The organism is Sphingomonas floccifaciens (assembly GCF_042681125.1).
GTDB lineage: Bacteria > Pseudomonadota > Alphaproteobacteria > Sphingomonadales > Sphingomonadaceae > Sphingomonas > Sphingomonas floccifaciens.
Map to the genome: position 1 here is coordinate 467,640 of NZ_JBHUFC010000001.1, position 16,754 is coordinate 484,393.

17 protein-coding genes are annotated in these 16,754 nt (G+C 67.1%); 14 read left to right on the forward strand and 3 right to left on the reverse strand.

Annotated features, from left to right (window positions below; all coding sequences use genetic code 11):
* Positions 1-4: 4 nt before the first annotated feature.
* Both ACFSC3_RS02140 and ACFSC3_RS02145 read right to left on the reverse strand, forming a co-directional pair.
* The gene (locus ACFSC3_RS02140; RefSeq protein WP_380938263.1) at positions 5-154 is read right to left on the reverse strand and encodes a GIY-YIG nuclease family protein; all 150 of its coding nucleotides are present in this window, start codon (positions 152-154) and stop codon (positions 5-7) included.
* Positions 155-172: 18 nt separating this feature from the next.
* Positions 173-445 carry a GIY-YIG nuclease family protein gene (locus ACFSC3_RS02145; protein ID WP_380938265.1) on the reverse strand — a complete coding sequence of 91 codons (273 nt, stop codon included), beginning with the start codon at positions 443-445 and terminating at the stop codon, positions 173-175.
* A gap of 2 nt (positions 446-447) precedes the next feature.
* Here ACFSC3_RS02145 and ACFSC3_RS02150 point away from each other — a divergent pair, with 2 nt between their 5' ends.
* The 8 genes from ACFSC3_RS02150 to mmsB all read left to right on the forward strand — a co-directional run bounded on the left by ACFSC3_RS02150 (position 448) and on the right by mmsB (position 8,001).
* On the forward strand, positions 448-831 hold the full coding sequence (locus tag ACFSC3_RS02150; protein WP_380938267.1) for a RidA family protein: 384 nt from the start codon (positions 448-450) through the stop codon (positions 829-831).
* Positions 828-1,763 (forward strand): polysaccharide deacetylase family protein, encoded by a 936-nt coding sequence (locus tag ACFSC3_RS02155; protein ID WP_380938269.1) that lies wholly within the window; start codon positions 828-830, stop codon positions 1,761-1,763. The genes ACFSC3_RS02150 and ACFSC3_RS02155 overlap by 4 nt, the downstream gene beginning before the upstream one ends.
* Positions 1,760-2,188, forward strand: coding sequence for a hypothetical protein (locus ACFSC3_RS02160; RefSeq protein WP_380938271.1), 429 nt, complete (start codon positions 1,760-1,762; stop codon positions 2,186-2,188). Before ACFSC3_RS02155 ends, ACFSC3_RS02160 begins: the two co-directional genes overlap by 4 nt.
* A complete protein-coding gene (locus tag ACFSC3_RS02165) occupies positions 2,185-3,330 on the forward strand; it encodes an acyl-CoA dehydrogenase family protein (RefSeq protein WP_380938273.1) in 1,146 nt (381 codons plus the stop codon). The genes ACFSC3_RS02160 and ACFSC3_RS02165 overlap by 4 nt, the downstream gene beginning before the upstream one ends.
* A gap of 123 nt (positions 3,331-3,453) precedes the next feature.
* Complete coding sequence (locus ACFSC3_RS02170) at positions 3,454-5,136, forward strand: PHA/PHB synthase family protein (RefSeq protein ID WP_380938275.1); 1,683 nt, start codon at positions 3,454-3,456, stop codon at positions 5,134-5,136.
* Positions 5,133-6,155: an enoyl-CoA hydratase/isomerase family protein gene (locus ACFSC3_RS02175; protein ID WP_380938277.1), complete on the forward strand. Its 1,023-nt coding sequence runs from the start codon at positions 5,133-5,135 to the stop codon at positions 6,153-6,155. The genes ACFSC3_RS02170 and ACFSC3_RS02175 overlap by 4 nt, the downstream gene beginning before the upstream one ends.
* Positions 6,152-6,931: an enoyl-CoA hydratase gene (locus ACFSC3_RS02180; RefSeq protein ID WP_380938279.1), complete on the forward strand. Its 780-nt coding sequence runs from the start codon at positions 6,152-6,154 to the stop codon at positions 6,929-6,931. The genes ACFSC3_RS02175 and ACFSC3_RS02180 overlap by 4 nt, the downstream gene beginning before the upstream one ends.
* A 185-nt stretch (positions 6,932-7,116) precedes the next feature.
* Positions 7,117-8,001: a 3-hydroxyisobutyrate dehydrogenase gene (gene mmsB, locus ACFSC3_RS02185; RefSeq protein ID WP_380938281.1), complete on the forward strand. Its 885-nt coding sequence runs from the start codon at positions 7,117-7,119 to the stop codon at positions 7,999-8,001.
* A gap of 236 nt (positions 8,002-8,237) precedes the next feature.
* Here mmsB and ACFSC3_RS02190 read toward each other — a convergent pair whose 3' ends face one another.
* Positions 8,238-9,905 (reverse strand): alkaline phosphatase family protein, encoded by a 1,668-nt coding sequence (locus ACFSC3_RS02190; protein ID WP_380938283.1) that lies wholly within the window; start codon positions 9,903-9,905, stop codon positions 8,238-8,240.
* A 74-nt stretch (positions 9,906-9,979) separates the two neighbouring features.
* On the opposite strand from ACFSC3_RS02190, the gene ACFSC3_RS02195 reads away from it, so the two are divergent.
* The 6 genes from ACFSC3_RS02195 (at position 9,980) to ACFSC3_RS02220 (ending at position 16,634) form a co-directional block, all read left to right on the forward strand.
* The gene (locus ACFSC3_RS02195; protein ID WP_380938285.1) at positions 9,980-11,983 is read left to right on the forward strand and encodes a protein-disulfide reductase DsbD family protein; all 2,004 of its coding nucleotides are present in this window, start codon (positions 9,980-9,982) and stop codon (positions 11,981-11,983) included.
* 9 nt (positions 11,984-11,992) lie between these two features.
* Positions 11,993-12,595 carry a thioredoxin family protein gene (locus ACFSC3_RS02200; protein WP_380938287.1) on the forward strand — a complete coding sequence of 201 codons (603 nt, stop codon included), beginning with the start codon at positions 11,993-11,995 and terminating at the stop codon, positions 12,593-12,595.
* Between the two features lie 144 nt (positions 12,596-12,739).
* Complete coding sequence (locus tag ACFSC3_RS02205) at positions 12,740-13,168, forward strand: YybH family protein (protein WP_380938289.1); 429 nt, start codon at positions 12,740-12,742, stop codon at positions 13,166-13,168.
* 85 nt (positions 13,169-13,253) lie between these two features.
* Positions 13,254-14,738: a circularly permuted type 2 ATP-grasp protein gene (locus ACFSC3_RS02210; RefSeq protein WP_380938291.1), complete on the forward strand. Its 1,485-nt coding sequence runs from the start codon at positions 13,254-13,256 to the stop codon at positions 14,736-14,738.
* Between the two features lie 148 nt (positions 14,739-14,886).
* Positions 14,887-15,822, forward strand: coding sequence for an alpha-E domain-containing protein (locus tag ACFSC3_RS02215; protein ID WP_380938553.1), 936 nt, complete (start codon positions 14,887-14,889; stop codon positions 15,820-15,822).
* Positions 15,822-16,634: a transglutaminase family protein gene (locus ACFSC3_RS02220; RefSeq protein WP_380938293.1), complete on the forward strand. Its 813-nt coding sequence runs from the start codon at positions 15,822-15,824 to the stop codon at positions 16,632-16,634. The genes ACFSC3_RS02215 and ACFSC3_RS02220 overlap by 1 nt, the downstream gene beginning before the upstream one ends.
* Positions 16,635-16,754 lie beyond the last annotated feature (120 nt).

Sequence of the window (16,754 nt, forward strand, 5' to 3'; positions counted from 1 at the left end):
TCCGTCAGGATGACGGGTGGGTGGGGTCGAAGGGTTCGAGTCCCAAACCAACCGCCAAGTCACGCCAGCGCGGGTTGCCCTTCTCGATCAGCGCGAGCTTCCACGGGCGGCCCCAGTTCTTGATCCGCTTTTCGCGGGCAATCGCGGACTCCACCGTCTCGTGAACTTCGTATCAAACCAGGATGTGGCAATCGTGATCCGCGGTGAAGCCTCTGAAAGCCTTGGTGCGATGCTGAACAACGCGCCCGGGCAGGTTCGACGTGACGCCGGTATAGATCGTCCCGTTGCGCTGGCTGGCCACAATGTACACAAGGAATTTTCTCGTGCCGCACACCATTCCCCCCCCTTCGTCATGCTGACGAAAGTCAGCATCGAGAGCCCCAGGCGACAGCGTGCGTGGCCCTCGATGCCGGATCAAGTCCGGCATGACGGTCTTGAGGTGCAACCATGACCCGCGAACGCGTCTCTTCCGGATCGCCCTATGAGACGACGATCGGTTTCTCCCGTGCCATTCGCGTCGGCAACCGCATCCTCGTATCCGGCACCGCGCCGGTCGAGGACGATGGTTCGTCTACACCCGGCGGCGCGGAGGCGCAGGCGGAGCGCTGCCTGGCGGTGATTGTACGCGCAATCGAGCAACTCGGCGGCTCGGCCGAAGACGTCGTGCGCACGCGAATGTATCTGGTCGACGCCGCCGATGCCGATGCCGTCGGTCGCGCGCATGGCCGGTGGTTTGCCGACGTGCGCCCGGCATCGACGATGGTCGTCGTCGGCGGCCTGCTGCGCCCCGAATGGCGGGTCGAGATCGAAGCGGAAGCGGAGCTTTCGTGATCCGCTGGCTGTTCGCGCTGCTGCTCGTCGTCGTTGCGGCTCCCGCAGCGGCGCAGGACAAGCGTATCGCGTTCACGTTCGACGATGCGCCGCGCCGGGCTGGCGCGTTCCTGACCCAGGACGAGCGGGCGGAGCGGCTGATCAAGGCGCTGCGCAAGGCCGGTGTCCGGCAGGCGGCGTTCTTCGTCAATCCCGGCCATCTGGTGCCGAGTGACCCCGGCGCGGCGGCACGGATCGACGCCTATGTCGCGGCGGGCCATGTCATCGCGAACCACAGTTTCTCGCACCCCAGCCTGAGCGATGTGACCGCCGACGCCTATCTCGCCGACATCGACGCGGCGGAACGCTGGTTACGGGGCCACCCCGGTTATCGCGCATTGTTCCGCTATCCCCAGCTGAACGAAGGTCGTGCCGACAAGGCGAAGCGTGATGCCGTGCGCGCGGGATTGGCCGCGCGGGGGCTGCGCAATGGCTATGCGACGGTCGACGGTTACGACTGGGCGCTGGAGAATGTGACGGTCGAAGCGGTCAAGGCCGGCAAGGCGATCGACCGCAAGGCGCTGCGCGACCTGTATGTTGAAACGCATGTCGGCGCGGCGGAGTATTTCGATGGGCTGGCGCGGGCAACGCTCGGCCGCTCGCCGATCCATGTCGTGCTGCTCCACGAAACCGACCTCGCGGCGCTCTATCTGCCGGACCTCGTAAAGGCGCTGCGTCGCAAGGGCTGGCGGGTCGCCACGGTGGATGAGGCCTATGCCGACCCACTTGCCGCGGAGGCCTCACGTTACGACGTGCGCTCGTCGCAGGGGACGCTGACCGAAATGCTGGCGTGGCAGAAGGGGCTGCCGTCGCCGCGCTGGTATGAGCGCAACGATCCGGACGTGCTCGGCAAGCTGTTCGCGGCGCGCGTCCTGAAGGCGCCTGGCAAATGATCCGGCCTGTCCTGCTGATCGCGCCGGTGATGTTCGCGGGTTGCTCCGCCCCGACGCCCGCGCCGCAGCCGACGCCCACGCCGAGCGCAACGGCGTCGGTCGCCGCCAGCGCGCCGATCGCCGACATCATCCCCGAACCGTTGCGCGGCCTCTGGACCGCCGACGCGGCGGGCCGTTGCACGCTCGGGACAGAACTGCGCATCGCGATCGAGCCGAAGCGCATCCGCTTCCACGAAAGCGACGCGCGCGTCACCCATGTGACCCAGGTCGGTCCCTACAGCTGGGGCATCGACGCCGACGTCACCGGCGAGGGTGAAACGCGCCGTGTCAGCTTCGACCTAAACCTCGGCGGCGACGGCACGTTGACCCGTGTCGAAGCGCCGATCCCCGACATCACCTATACCCGCTGCAAGGCTGCCCGATGACCGATCAATTCGACCTGACCCCCGACCAGCGCGAGATCCAAGAGCTCGCACGCCGCTTCACCGCCGATCGCATCACGCCGTTCGCCGGCGAATGGGACGAGAAGCATCACTATCCCGTCGATGTGTGGAAGGCCGCGGGCGAGCTCGGCTTCGGCGCGATCTATGTCGGCGAAGAGGACGGCGGCATTGGTCTGGGCCGGCTGGAAGCGGCGCTGATCATGGAGGCGATGGCGTACGGCTGTCCCGCCACGTCGGCGTTCATCTCGATCCACAACATGGCGACGTGGATGATCGCGCGGTTCGGCACCCAGGCGTTGAAGGACCGGTTCCTGCCCGACCTCGTCTCGATGGAAAAGATCGGCAGCTATTGCCTGACCGAGCCGGGCTCGGGCTCCGACGCCGCGGCGCTCAAGACGACCGCGCGGCGCGATGGCGATCATTTCGTGCTGAACGGCACCAAGCAGTTCATTTCGGGCGCCGGCTATAACGACGTCTATGTCGTGATGGTGCGGACGGGTGATGAAAAATCGAAGGGCATCAGCTGCTTCGTCGTCGAGAAGGATACGCCGGGCCTGTCGTTCGGCGCGCCCGAGCGCAAGCTTGGCTGGAACGCCTCGCCGACCGCGCAGGTGATCTTCGAGGATTGCCGCGTGCCGGCCGAGAACATGGTCGGCGCGGAAGGCGAGGGCTTCCGCATCGCGATGTCGGGCCTCGACGGCGGGCGGCTGAACATCGGCGCCTGTTCGCTCGGCGGCGCGCAACGCTGCCTGGACGAGTCGATCCGCTATACCAAGGAGCGTCAGCAGTTCGGCCAGCCGGTCGCCGATTTCCAGAACACCCAGTTCACGCTGGCCGACATGGCGACCGACCTGGAGGCGGCACGCGCGCTGCTCTATCTCGCCGCGGCCAAGGTGACGAACAACGCGCCGGACAAGTCGCGCTTCTCGGCGATGGCCAAGCGGCTGGCCACCGACAACGGGTCGAGCATCGTCGACCGCGCGCTGCAGTTGCACGGCGGATATGGCTATCTGATGGACTATCCGATCGAACGCTTCTGGCGCGATCTGCGCGTCCATTCGATCCTTGAGGGGACGAACCAGGTGATGCGGATGATCGTCGGCCGCGAACTGGTGCGGCAGTGAAACAGCCTAACGCTCTCGACCGTCATCCCGGGCTTGACCCGGGATCCAGGGCCGCAAGCTGCGTCGCCTGTGGCTCTGGATGCCGGATCAAGTCCGGCATGACGATCATTGGCGGAGGTATGTGTGGCTGATCCCTGGACCCAGGCCATCGCCGCAATGTTCGAGGCCATGCGCAAGCCGCTCGGCGGCGCCCCGACGCGGCCCTACGACCCGCTGGCGCTGTTCCAGACGATCAGCGACGCGACGCTCACCGCGTTCAGTGATCCGCAGCAGCTGTTCGCCGTACAGGCGGAGGCCGCGCGCGAATGGGGGCGGTTCTGGTCGAACGTGTGGACGCTGCCGACCGAAAAGCCCCGCGACCGCCGCTTCGCCGCGCCCGAATGGCAGGAAGACCCATGGTACCGCGCGATCCGCGACGCGTATCTGCTCGCCTCCGCCCAGATGCGCCGGCTGGCGGCAGGCGTGGGCGGGAGTGGCCCTGACAAGGCAATGATCGCCTTTCTACTCGACGGCTGGCTAAACGCGGTGTCGCCGACCAACTTCGCGATGACCAACCCGCAGGTCGTCTATCGTACGCTGGAGACGGGCGGCGCCAACCTGCTCGCAGGGTTCGCGAACCTCGTCGAGGACGTCGCCAGCGGCAAGGGCATCGTCAAGCGCCGCACCGATCCGAACGCCTTCGTGAAGGGCGAGACGATCGCCGCGACGCCGGGGCAGGTCGTGTGGCAGAATGATCTCTGCCAGCTGATCCAGTACACGCCGACGACGCCCGATGTCGCCGCCGAGCCGCTGCTGTACGTGCCGCCTTTGGTCAACCGCTTCTACATGATCGACCTCCAGCCGAAATCGAGCCTGGTGAAGTGGCTGGTCGATCAGGGCCGCACCGTCTTCGTCATCTCTTGGGTCAACCCGACCGAGGCACACCGCGACAAGGGCGTCGAGGATTATGTCCTGTCCGGCATCGTCGAGGCCGCGGGCGTCATGCGGGAACGAACCGGTAAGGCGCCGGACCTGTTCGCCTTCTGCCTGGGCGGCACGCTGACCGCGATCGCGCTCGCCTATCTGGCGGCGAAGGGGCGGGCGGATGAGGTCAACTCGGCGACGCTCATCGGATCGATGGTCGATTTCGCTGACATGCGCGACTGGTCGGCGTTCGTCCACGAAGCCCATCTGACCGCGCTGGAGGGGCATCTGGAGCGACAGGGCTTTATCGACTCGGTCGAGCTGCAGCAGCTGTTCGCGGCGATGCGCGCGAACGATCTGATCTGGTCGTCGGTGGTGAATCACTATCTGCTCGACAAGCCCGCACCGCCCAGCGATCTGCTCTATTGGTTCGAGGACGGCGCCCGCATCCCGGCGGCGTTCCTGAAAAGCTACAACCGCGAGCTGTTGCTGAACAACGCGCTGGCCGAACCCGCGGGCTTCGCGGTTGGTGGCGAAGCGATCGATCTGGCGAAGATTACGACGCCCGTGCTGTCGATCGCGCTGAAGGACGATCACGTCTCCGCCTGGGAAGCCGTTTACGGCGGCGCGCGAATGATGAATGCGGACTTCGTGCTTGGCGGGTCGGGCCACAACGCCGGCGTCATCAACCCGCCAGCGGCGAACAAGCACGGGTATTGGACCAACGACGCGACGCCGGTGACCGGTGCCGAATGGCTCCAGGGAGCCGAACGGCACGATGGGTCGTGGTGGCCCTGGTGGACCGGCTGGCTCGACCGACACGGCTCCGGCGAGCGCGTGCCCGCACGAACGATAACCGGCGGGATCGAACCCGCTCCTGGCTCTTACGCGAAGGCTCAATGACAGACACGATCCTTGCCGAGCGCGAAGGCGCCGCCGGCTGCCTGCGCCTCAACCGGCCCAAGGCGCTCCATTCGCTCGACCTGGCGATGGTGCGCCAGATGACGCACGCGCTGCTGGCGTGGCGCGACGATCCCGACATCCGCATCGTGATGATCGATCATGCCGACGGCAGGGGCTTCTGCGCGGGCGGCGACGTGGTGACGATCGCCAAGGCGCTGGAGGGCCGCGAGAAGGCGGCGCGGTCGTTCTTCTACGAGGAATATCGCCTCAACCACCTGATGTACACGTTCCCGAAGCCGGGCGTGGCCTTCATGGACGGGGTGACGATGGGCGGCGGGGTCGGCATTGCCTGCCCGTGCCGCTACCGCGTCGCGACCGAACGGACCATATTCGCGATGCCGGAGACGGCGATCGGCATCTTCCCCGACGTCGGCGGCGGGCGGTATCTGTCGCGGCTGCGCGGACGGGTGGCGCAATATCTGGCGCTGACTTCCGCGCGACTGAGCGGCGCGGATTGCAAGGCGCTGCGCCTCGCGACGCATTACCTGCCGTCCGAAGCGCTCGACGAGGCCAAACGCCGGATCGCCGCCGATCCGTACCGGGTCGAGGCGATCCTCGACGAACTGTCGGTCGCGCCGCCCGGGGCGGAGATCATGGCGCGCCTGCCGCTGATCGATCGCTGCTTCGCCGCCGATGATCTCGACGCGATTCTCGCCTGCCTCGATGCCGAAGACCATGACTGGGCGACCAAGACCGCGGCCAGCATCCGCGCCAAGTCGCCGACCGCCTGTGCGGTATCGCTGCGCATGCTGGTCGAAAGCCCCAAGCAGCCGCACTTCGTTGACGAGATGCGGATGGAATATGCTCTGATGGTCCGCATGATCGCCTTCCCCGACTTTGCGGAGGGCGTGCGCGCGCTGCTGATCGACAAGACGGGCGATCCGCAGTGGGAGCCGCAGGCGGATACCGACCCCTTCTTCGAACCCTTGTCCCCGATCGACGCCTGGAGCCCGCTATGAGCCAATATGAAACCTTGATCGTCGAACAGCGCGAGGGCGGCGTCACGCTCATCACGCTCAACCGCCCGCAGGCGTTGAACGCGCTCAATTCGCAGGTGCTGAGCGAGCTGATCGCCGCGCTGGAAGCGTTCGATGCCGACGCCAGCCAGGGCTGCGCGGTGCTGACCGGCAGCGCCAAAGCGTTCGCGGCCGGTGCGGACATCAAGGAAATGCAGGCGATGGATTTCGCTGCCATGTACGGCACCAACCACTTCGGCGGCTACGACCGGGTGACCGCGACGCGCAAGCCGGTGATCGCCGCGGTCGCCGGCTATGCGCTGGGCGGCGGGTGCGAGCTGGCGATGATGTGCGACTTCATCCTGGCCGCCGACACCGCGAAGTTCGGCCAGCCGGAAATCAAGCTGGCGGTATCGCCGGGCATGGGCGGCTCGCAGCGCCTGGCCCGCGCAGTTGGCAAGGCCAAGGCGATGGAAATGTGCCTGACCGGCCGGATGATGGACGCCGCCGAGGCCGAACGCGCCGGGCTGGTCTCGCGGATCGTGCCCGCCGACGATCTGGTCGAGGAGGCGGTGAAGACCGCGGCGACCATCGCCGGCATGGCGCCGCTGGCGGTCAAGGCGAACAAGGAAATGGTCAACGCGGCATTCGAGACCGGGCTGACCCAGGGCGTCGCGTTCGAGCGGCGGCTGTTTCACGGGCTGTTCGGGACCGCCGACCAGAAGGAAGGCATGGCGGCCTTTGTCGAGAAGAGGCCGGGGAATTGGACGGGGCGCTGACCTGCATCCCCTCTCCCTGTGGGAGAGGGTTGCGCAGACTTAGGCTCGGAGAGCCTTAGTCGGAGCTGGGTGAGGGTGTCACCGCATCGATAGCGCGATCGGCCTCATCCAACCTCCGCTAGGCAGCAAGCTGCCAAGCTACGGTATCCTTCTCCCTCCGGAGAAGGTTTGAAGAGAGAAAACACATGACTCGCATCGCCTTCATCGGCCTCGGCAACATGGGCGGCGGGATGGCCGCGAATCTGGCGAAGGCGGGGCACGACGTCCGCGCGTTCGACCTGTCCGCGGACGCGCTCGATCGCGCCAGAGCCGCCGGCTGCTTGCCGGTCGAAAGCGCCGCCGCGGCGTGCGACGGGACGGAGGCGGTCGTCACGATGCTGCCCGCGGGCAAGCATGTCGATAGCGTCTACACCGACAGCATCTTCGACGCGGTGCCTAGGACCGCGATCCTGATGGATTGCTCGACGATCGACGTCGCCACCGCCAAGCGTGTCGCGGAGGCTGCGGCCGCGAAGGGGCTGACGATGGTCGACGCGCCGGTCTCCGGCGGGATCGGCGCGGCCAATGCGGGCACGCTGACCTTCATGGTCGGCGGCTCGGCCGCGGCGTTCGATCGCGCCGAGCCGTTCCTCGCGGCGATGGGCAAGGCCGTGATTCATGCCGGCGCGAACGGCAGCGGGCAGGCGGCCAAAATCTGCAACAACATGCTGCTTGGCGCCTCGATGGTCGCCACCTGCGAGGCACTGGTGCTGGCGCAAAAGCTGGGGCTGGACCCGCAGAAGTTTTACGACATCGCCAGCGTGTCGTCCGGGTCTTGCTGGTCGCTCAACACTTACGCCCCGCTGCCCGGCGTCGGGCCGCAGACGCCTGCGGACAACGACTATCAGGGCGGCTTCGCGGCGGCGCTGATGCTGAAGGACCTGCGGCTGGCGATGGAGGCGGCGGGCGGCGTCGATGCCGACACGCCGATGGGGAAACGCGCGACCGAACTCTACGAAGCGTTCGTTGCGGCGGATGAAGGCGGGCATGATTTCTCCGCGATCATCCGGACGCTAGGGGCGACGGGCTGACAGGTCCGAGAAGGAAGATTGTTCAGAGAAGGCGCGAAGGCGCGAAGAAGATTGGGTTCACGCAGAGGCGCGGAGGCGCGGAGTAAAAGATGGGCGAATGTCTCGCGACAGCGAGAGCTTGTTCCATCATCGTTGTGATTAGGGCCGCTATCGCGGCGGGCGAGACACCTCTGCGCCCCCGCGCCTCTGCGTGAGACCTGCCTTACTCCTTCGCACCGTCGCGCCTTCTCAGCCCCTCACTTCCCCGAACAGGTATCCACCGGCCCCGAAGCCAGATCCAGACACCGCCCGTCCACGTCGCCGGCCTTCAGCGGCAACCCGACCAGCGCGGCCAGCGTCGGGGCGATGTCGACCGTTTCCACCGCCAGCGGCTGTTCGTAACCCGCGATCCCCTTGCGCCAGAACAGGATCGGCACGCGGCGGTCGTAGTTCCAGAAGCTGCCGTGGGTCGCGACATAGCCCTTGGTCGGGTCGGGGATGGGCGTCACGAAGCGCTTCAGCACGACGACGAAGTCACCCGATCGCTGCGGATTGTAGCTGACGCGGGCGCGTTCCAGCAGGCTCCATTCGTCGGGCGGCGTCGTCGGTAGCGGGGTCGCGGCGATCTGGGCGGCGGTGAAGACCGTTTCGACCTGTGGGTGCGCCTTAGCTACCCGCACCGCTTCGGCCAGCACGCGGTCGTGATCGGCCTTCGACAGCTTGGGGTCGATCCACACGTCGCCGATCGAACCGCCCCACAGCAACTGGCCCTGCAGCCCCAGCTTCTGCGCGATCTGCTTGCCGATCTTGGCCGGGGTGAAATTCGGGTCGAGCCGCTGCGCCGAGGGCACGGCGTCCTCGCGGTGGCGTTCGGGCAGGTCTAGCCCGCCGTGATCCGCGGTCAGCGCGACGACATAATCGACGCCGGTGCGGTCGAGCGCCGCGAAGAAGTCCCCCAGGTCGCGGTCGAGCGAGGCGAGGTTCAGGCACATCTCGGTGCCGCCAGTGCCATAGGTGTGGCCGACATAATCGGTCGCCGACGCGCCGACCGTGATGATGTCGGTCGCCGGCCCCTGGCCGAGCTTCATGTCCTGGATCAGCCCTGCGGCGAGCGCCAGCGTCGCGCCGTCGAACGCAGGGTTGGCGCGCCAAGCACGGCCCGCTTCGCCCGGCTTGCGTTCGAACCGGCCGGTGCCGACGGTCTTGCCGCCGCCGATCGAGACGGCATGATCGCGCGAGCGGCAATAGTCGGGGAGTTGCAGCGCGCTCTGGCCCGCCGCGATCATCTGGGCCACCGCGCTATTGGCGCGCGTCACGGCACCCGGCTCGCGACGACCGGCGTAGCTGACGTAGGCGCTCTTGTCCGAATCCCACCACCAGATTTCGTCGAGGTTATGCCCGCCGGTCATCACTGCGGCGCGGTCCTTGCCCGCGACGGATACGGCGCGCACCGCCGGGTTGGCGGCCTTCATCCGCTCGCCGAGCGTCGGGACGAGCAGATGCTTGTCCGACACCGTGTACTTGTTCGAGTTGGAGCCCGGGACGCTTTCGTCCTCCGCGCAATAGATCGTCTTGTCCTCGCGGGCGGCCCTCAGGTCGGTCCAGTCGTTGGCGATGATGCCGGTGCGCCCCGGACGGACGCCGGTGGTGATGGTCGAGTGGCCGGGGCATGTCTCGGTCGCGGCGTGGCTCTGATAGCCGGCGGGGAAGACCACGCCGTCCTGCAATCGCGCGAAACCGCCGGTGAAGTAGCGGCGATATTCGTTGAACACGTCGCCGGAGAACTGGTCGACCGAGATCACGACGACCAGCTTCGGTGCGGTCTTCGGCATGCCGGTGGTCGCAGGCGCGGACACGGGAGCGTCCTGCGCGATGCTAGGTACGGCAACGGTTGCGGCCAAAAGGGCGAGGGGGGCAAGCTTCACGACGGCGCTCCGATCGGGCAAGGATGGTTCCGCCCCTCGCTATTCCAGCGGCGCGGGGGCGGCAAGGGAAGCGCATGCGGTTCGTTCTTTTCGTCCTGATGACAGTCTTCGCGAGTCTCGCCGCCCACGGCCAGACGCCCGGTGAGCGACACATCGCGATCACGCTGGTTCCGGAAACCGCGCGGCCGCGTGCCGGGGGCGAAGTGACGCTCGCCTTCGCCTCCGTTCCGCAATCCGGCTGGCACGGCTATTGGAAGAACCCCGGCGATGCCGGCGTCGAGACGTCGGCGACATGGACGCTGCCACAGGGCGTGACGGCGGGCGGGCTGGAATATCCCGTTCCCCACCGGCTGCTGATCGCCGGGCTGATGAACTATGTCTATGAAGGCCCCTTCGCGCAGTTCGTGCGACTGAAGCTGCCCGCCGGGCTCGCCGTGGGCACGGTGCTGCCCGTCAAAGTCAAGCTCGACTATCTCGTCTGCACCGATGAGATCTGCGTTCCCGAAAGCGCGGAACTGGCGACGCAGCTGACGATCGGCGACGGCGCGGTCGACCCGGCGACACGCGCGCGGTTCGACGGCTGGCGGCGCGCGATGCCCAGGCCGCTCGGCAGTCCGGCGACCTATAGCGTCGATGCCGGCAGGTTCCGCCTCGCCGTGCCGTACCCGGCGGCGTCGCCGGCGAAGGACGCCTATTTCTTTCCGCTGACGGACGGCGTCGTCGATTATGGCAAGCCGCAGACGGTGACGCGCGAGGGCGACACGCTGATCGTCGAAACGGTCGCCAAGGCTGGTCGCCCGGCGCAGGTCGACGGCGTGTTGGCGGTCGGCGAGGGGCAGGGATTTCGTGTGACCGCCGCGCCCGGCGCGGTCGCGGCCGGTAGCGGTGAGGGGGGTATCGCGACGACGCTGCTCATCGCGCTCGGCGGCGCGATCCTCGGCGGGCTGCTGCTCAACATCATGCCGTGCGTATTTCCGATCCTCAGTCTCAAAGCCTTGAGCCTCGCCAAGTCGGGCGGGGAAGGGGCTAAGGGGGAGGCGCTCGCCTATACCGCCGGCGTCGTGCTGATGTGCCTTGTGTTGGGGGGTATATTGCTCGCCCTCAGGGCAGGGGGCGCGGCGGTGGGCTGGGCGTTCCAACTGACCGATCCGCGTGTCATCCTGGTCCTGCTGCTGCTCGTCACGGCCATTGCCTTCAACCTCGCCGGCCTGTTCGAACTGTCGGCGCCGGCCGCGGTCAATCGCATGGCGGCGGGCGGCAAGGGCGGGGCGTTCGGCACCGGCGCGCTTGCCGCGTTCGTCGCGACGCCGTGCACCGGGCCGTTCATGGGCGCCGCGATGGGGACGGCGTTGATCCTGCCGTGGTGGGGCGCACTCGCAGTGTTCGGCGGGCTGGGGCTCGGGCTTGCGCTGCCGTTCCTGGCGCTGGGTTTCATTCCTGCGCTCCGCCGCAAGCTGCCCAAGCCCGGCGCGTGGATGGAGACGTTCCGCCATATCCTAAGCGTGCCGATGTTCCTGACCGCGCTCGCGCTCGCCTGGGTGCTGGGTAAGCAGGCCGGGGTCGATGGCATGACATTGGGCCTCGCTGCCGCGCTGCTGTTCGCGGCCGGACTGTGGTGGACCGGCACGCGGCAGGCGAAGGGCAAGCGGCTCGCTTGGATGCCGGGGGTCTGGGCCGGCGTGGTCGCACTGGGCGCGACGGCTGCCGTCAGCCGCGCGCCGAGCGAAGCCGCGGTCGTGGCTGGCGCCGAGCCTTTCTCCGAAGCTCGTCTCGCCGCGCTCCGCGCCGAAGGGCGGCCCGTCTTCGCCTATTTCACTGCCGACTGGTGCGTGACGTGCAAGGTCAACGAGAAAGCCGTGATTGAAACGGCGGAGGTGCAGCAGGCGCTGAAACGCTACCGCGTCGCGGTGCTGGTCGGCGACTGGACCGATGGCGATCCGGCGCTGGGACGCTTCATCGAGCGTCATAACCGTGCGGGCGTGCCGCTATATCTATGGTATTGGCCGGGCGGCGGCGGAGCCGATGTGCTGCCGCAGGTTCTGACCAAGTCGATGCTGATCGACCGTGCGGAAGATTAGGAGAGAGCGATGAAAGCCTTGATGATCGCGGCAACCGCATTGGTGCTCGCCGCGCCCGTGACCGCCCAGCAGACCACCGGCGCCCCGGCCGGCAACTTCAAGCTGACCGACATGACGGGCAAGACCGTCAGCCTGTCCGACTATCGCGGCAAGACCGTGGTGATCGAATGGAACAACCCCGGCTGTCCCTTCGTGCAGAAGCACTACAACAGCGGCAACATGCAGACGACGCAAGGTGCGGCGAAGGGCATGGGCGCCGTCTGGCTGACCGTCAATTCGGGCGCACCGGGCAAGCAGGGCTATATGACGGGTGCCGAAGCGCAGGCGTTCGTGAAGACGTCGAAGGCGGTGCCGACCGCCTATCTGCTCGACCCGAAGGGCGTCGTCGGCAAGGGCTATGGCGCGAAGACGACGCCGCACCTCTACATCGTCGATCCCGCCGGCAAGCTGGTCTATCAGGGCGGCATCGACGACAAGCCGACCGCCAACGCCGCCGATATCGCGGGCGCGCGCAATCATGTGACCGCGGCGCTCGGCGAGATGAAGGCGGGTAAGCCGGTGTCGGTGGCGGAAACGCGGCCTTACGGCTGTTCGGTGAAGTACGCGGACTGAGCAAGGACCCACCCTCCGTTCGCCCTGAGCTTGTCGAAGGGCCGTACTTCGATACGCCCGCTTATCATTCGTGGCGCGAAGAACGGTGCTTCGACAAGCTCAGCACGAACGGGGAGGGCCGTGAACAAATTTGAGAGGTCGAGAATGCGCCACGTCCTGTTCCCCATCGCCATCCTCATCGCCGCTCCCGCCGCCGCGCAGGATAGCCGGACCGCGATCGATCGCGCGATGGCCGACAGTGTCGCCGGCTGGAACGCCGGCGACGTCGACCGCTTCATGGCGCTGTACTCGACCGCGCCGTCGGCCAGCTTCGTCACCGCGCGCGGTCTGGTCCGCGGCAAGCCGGCGATGATCGCAAACTATCGCAAACATTATGATTTCTCGGATGCGGCGAAGCGCGGCACGCTGAGTATCGAGCGGCTCGACTATCGCACGCTCGGGTCCGATCATGCGCTGTACATCGGCCGCTTCGTCCTCACCTATCCCGGCGGCAAGACCGACAGCGGCTATACCAGCCTGGTCCTGGCCAAGGAGCGCGGCGGGTGGAAGGTCATCGCCGATCACAGCAGCTGACGCCGCCGTAACGATTTTGTCTTGTGCGCTGCAAAACGACGTTGCAGCATGCAACCTATGACGGCTTTGACACTTTAGCTCTGCGATGGGATCCGGGGGCGCGTTCGACGAGATTTGGGGACATGGCGGGCCGGACGATGTCCGACCCGAATTCGCGGCCTTGGGCCGGTGGCTCCAAGATACGTCGCAGGCCGAACTCGACCGCCGACTCGAAGCCGCCGAGATCACCTTTCGCCAGCTCGGCATCACCTTCGCCGTCTATGGCGAAAGCGACGCGGGCGAGCGGATCATTCCCTTCGACATCGTGCCCCGCGTCTTCACCGCCGATGAATGGGCGGGATTGAGCGACGGCCTGGTCCAGCGGGTCGAGGCGATCAACGCCTTCCTGACCGACATCTACGGCGCGCGGGAGATCGTGAAGGCGGGGGTGCTGCCGCCCGAATTGATCTTCCAGAACCCGCAGTTCCGCCCGGAGATCGCCGGTATCCGCCCGCCGCATGACGTCTGGGCGCATATCTGCGGCATCGATTGCGTCCGCACCGGGCCGGACGAATTCTACGTGCTGGAGGACAATGCCCGGACGCCGTCGGGCGTGTCGTACATGCTGGAGAACCGCGAGGCGATGATCCGGCTGTGCCCCGAACTGTTCCGCGAATTCCGCGTCGCGGCGGTCGACAGCTATCCCGACATGCTTCTCGCGACGATGCGATCGGTCGCGCCGCGCGGGGCGGGGCAGAGCCCGGTGTGCGTCGTGCTGACACCGGGGCACTATAATTCCGCCTATTACGAACACAGCTTCCTGGCCGATTCGATGGGCGTCGAACTGGTCGAGGCGGCCGACCTGCTGGTCGACGACGACATCGTCTGGATGCGGACGATCGGCGGGCGGGTGAAAGTCGATGTGATCTACCGCCGGATCGACGACGACTATCTCGATCCGCTCGTCTTCCGCCCCGACTCGATGCTCGGCGTCCCCGGCCTGATCGCCGCCTACCGCGCCGGTAACGTCGCGATCATCAATGCACCGGGCAACGGCATCGCCGACGACAAGGCGATCTACAGCTATATGCCCGAGATCGTGCGCTTCTATTCGGGCCAGGACGCGAAGCTGCCCAACGTCCAGACCTTCCGTTGCCGCGAGCCGGATGCGCTGCGCTATGTGCTCGACCATCTCGACGAACTGGTGGTGAAGCTGGTCGACGGGTCGGGCGGCTATGGCATGCTCGTCGGCCCGACCGCGTCGAAGGCGGAGATCGAGGCGTTCCGCACCGCCCTGATGGCCGCGCCCGAACGCTATATCGCCCAGCCGACGCTGGCGCTGTCGACCGTCCCCACTGTCACCGATCAGGGGCTGGCACCCCGCCACGTCGATTTCCGTCCCTTCGTTCTGACGGGCAGCGACGGGGTGAAGGTCGTCCCCGGCGGCCTGACCCGCGTGGCGCTGAAGGAAGGTTCGCTGGTGGTGAACTCCAGCCAGGGCGGGGGGACGAAGGACAGTTTCGTCCTGATGCCGGACGAGGCGCGGCGGCAGATGCAGAGCCAGTCGCAGTCGCAGGGGACGGGCAAGTGAGGGCGGTGAACTCAGCCCTCCCCTGCAAGGGGAGGGGGACCGCGCGCGAAGCGCGTGGTGGAGGGGTGTCCCGCTATCGAGAGGGTGACACCCCTCCGTCAGGCCTTCGGCCTGCCACCTCCCCTTGCAGGGGAGGAGTTTCGGCATGATGCTCTCTCGCACCGCGTCGTCGCTCTACTGGCTCGGCCGCTACGTCGAGCGTGCGGACTTTGCCGCGCGGCTGGTGGACGCCACCATACGCCTCGACGCGCTGTCGCCGCGCCCGGCGGGGGAGGCGGCGTGGCAGTCGGCGCTGCGCGTCACCTATTCGGATGAGGCTTTTGCCGCCTCGAACGTCGGCTTCACCGCCAATCCGGTCGCCCGATTCCTGACCGTCGACACATCCAACCCCGGCTCGATCGCTGCCTGCCTCGAAATGGCGCGCAACAATGCGAAGGCGGTGCGCACCGCACTGACGCGCGACGCCTGGACCGCGATCAACCGCGCGTGGCTGATCTTCAACGGCCGCGGCCGCCCGGCCTCGCGGATGGAGCCGCTGGCGCTGGTCGAGGCCGTGAAGGCGGAGACGCGGGGCTTCGAAGGCGCGATCCACTGGATGATGCGCAACCAGGCGACGTGGTTCATTCGTCTGGGCGCCGCGATCGAGCGTGCCGACAACACCGCGCGGCTGCTCGACGTGAAATATCACCTGCTGCTGCCGGAGGGGGAGCATGTCTATGGCGTCGTCGACCGCGACCAGTGGACGACGTTGCTCCAGACCGTCTCCGCCGTCACCGCCTATCGCTGGCTGTATGACGAGGGGCTGAAACCCCATCTGGTCATCGACCTGCTGACGACGCGCTTCGAACTGCCGCGCCGCCTGGCGGGATGCGTCGAGGAGGTGGTCGAGATCCTGACCGCGCTGGGCAAGCGCACCGGGTTGCAGGGCGAGGCGGACCGCATGGCCCGCGCGCGACTGTCGGCGATGCAGCGCACCCGCTCGCACGACGTGATCGTCAGCGGCCTCCACCAATATCTGACCGCGTTCATTCGCGAGAACGAGCTTCTTCACATGGCGATCGCCAAGCAGTTCCGGTTCGCGTGATGCGGGTTTCGGTCGATCATCGCACGCGGTATCGCTTCACCAGCCCGCAGGACCGGCTGATCCAGATGTTGCGGCTGACCCCGCAGGATTCGGCGGACCAGACGGTCGTCAACTGGCACATCGGCGTCGATTGCGATGCGCGCCTGCGCGAGGCGCGTGACGGTTTCGGAAATCGGGTGACGATGCTCTACGCCGCGGGGCCGATCGAGGGGATCGAGATCACCGTGTCGGGCGAGGTGCTGACCGCAGGCGACGCCGGCCTGATCCGCGGCGTGATCGAACCGTTGCCGCCCGCTTTGTTCCTGCGCCGCACCGACCGGACCGGCGTATCCGAGGCGATGCGCGAGTTCGCCGCCGCTATCGACGGCGTGGACGGCGACCGTATCGCCCGGCTGCATTCCATCAACGCGGCGCTGTTCGCGCGTTTCGCGGTGCAGGAAGAACCTCATGACGAAGGCTTCGGCGCGGACATTGCGTTCCAGTCCGATCATGCCGCCCCGCGTGATTTCGCGCACATGTTCATCGCCCTGCTGCGGGAGGAGGGCGTGCCCGCCCGCTACGTCTCCGGCTATCACACGCGCGACGGCGATGAGGGGCACGCCCCCCATGCCTGGGCGGAGGCCTATGTCGACGACCTCGGATGGATCGCATTCGACCCGTCCCGCGGCGTGTCGGCGGATGCGAGCTACGTCCGCGTAGCGACCGCGCTCGACGCCGGCGGCGCTGCGCCGGTCGCGGGGATGCGGATGGGGCCGGGGGCGGAAAAGCTCGACGTGGATATTCAGGTCGAGGAATTGGGCGGGGAGGGGTAAGCTCCCTTCGTTGCGCGGAACGACCGAAAATCGATTGGTGCTAAAACCTATCCCCGTTCGCCCTGAGCTTATCGAAGGGCTGCCCTTCTTCGCGCTCCACGCTCTATTGCACGAAGAAAG

Excerpts from the sequence above, each read along its gene's own strand:
- ACFSC3_RS02220 (WP_380938293.1), top strand. The coding sequence starts at position 15,822 with ATGCGGGTTTCGGTCGATCATCGCACGCGGTATCGCTTCACCAGCCCG.
- ACFSC3_RS02180 (WP_380938279.1), top strand. The coding sequence starts at position 6,152 with ATGAGCCAATATGAAACCTTGATCGTCGAACAGCGCGAGGGCGGCGTC.
- ACFSC3_RS02200 (WP_380938287.1), top strand. The coding sequence starts at position 11,993 with ATGAAAGCCTTGATGATCGCGGCAACCGCATTGGTGCTCGCCGCGCCC.
- ACFSC3_RS02160 (WP_380938271.1), top strand. The coding sequence starts at position 1,760 with ATGATCCGGCCTGTCCTGCTGATCGCGCCGGTGATGTTCGCGGGTTGC.
- ACFSC3_RS02175 (WP_380938277.1), top strand. The coding sequence starts at position 5,133 with ATGACAGACACGATCCTTGCCGAGCGCGAAGGCGCCGCCGGCTGCCTG.
- ACFSC3_RS02210 (WP_380938291.1), top strand. The coding sequence starts at position 13,254 with ATGGGATCCGGGGGCGCGTTCGACGAGATTTGGGGACATGGCGGGCCG.
- ACFSC3_RS02165 (WP_380938273.1), top strand. The coding sequence starts at position 2,185 with ATGACCGATCAATTCGACCTGACCCCCGACCAGCGCGAGATCCAAGAG.
- ACFSC3_RS02205 (WP_380938289.1), top strand. The coding sequence starts at position 12,740 with ATGCGCCACGTCCTGTTCCCCATCGCCATCCTCATCGCCGCTCCCGCC.
- ACFSC3_RS02150 (WP_380938267.1), top strand. The coding sequence starts at position 448 with ATGACCCGCGAACGCGTCTCTTCCGGATCGCCCTATGAGACGACGATC.
- ACFSC3_RS02215 (WP_380938553.1), top strand. The coding sequence starts at position 14,887 with ATGCTCTCTCGCACCGCGTCGTCGCTCTACTGGCTCGGCCGCTACGTC.
- mmsB (WP_380938281.1), top strand. The coding sequence starts at position 7,117 with ATGACTCGCATCGCCTTCATCGGCCTCGGCAACATGGGCGGCGGGATG.
- ACFSC3_RS02195 (WP_380938285.1), top strand. The coding sequence starts at position 9,980 with ATGCGGTTCGTTCTTTTCGTCCTGATGACAGTCTTCGCGAGTCTCGCC.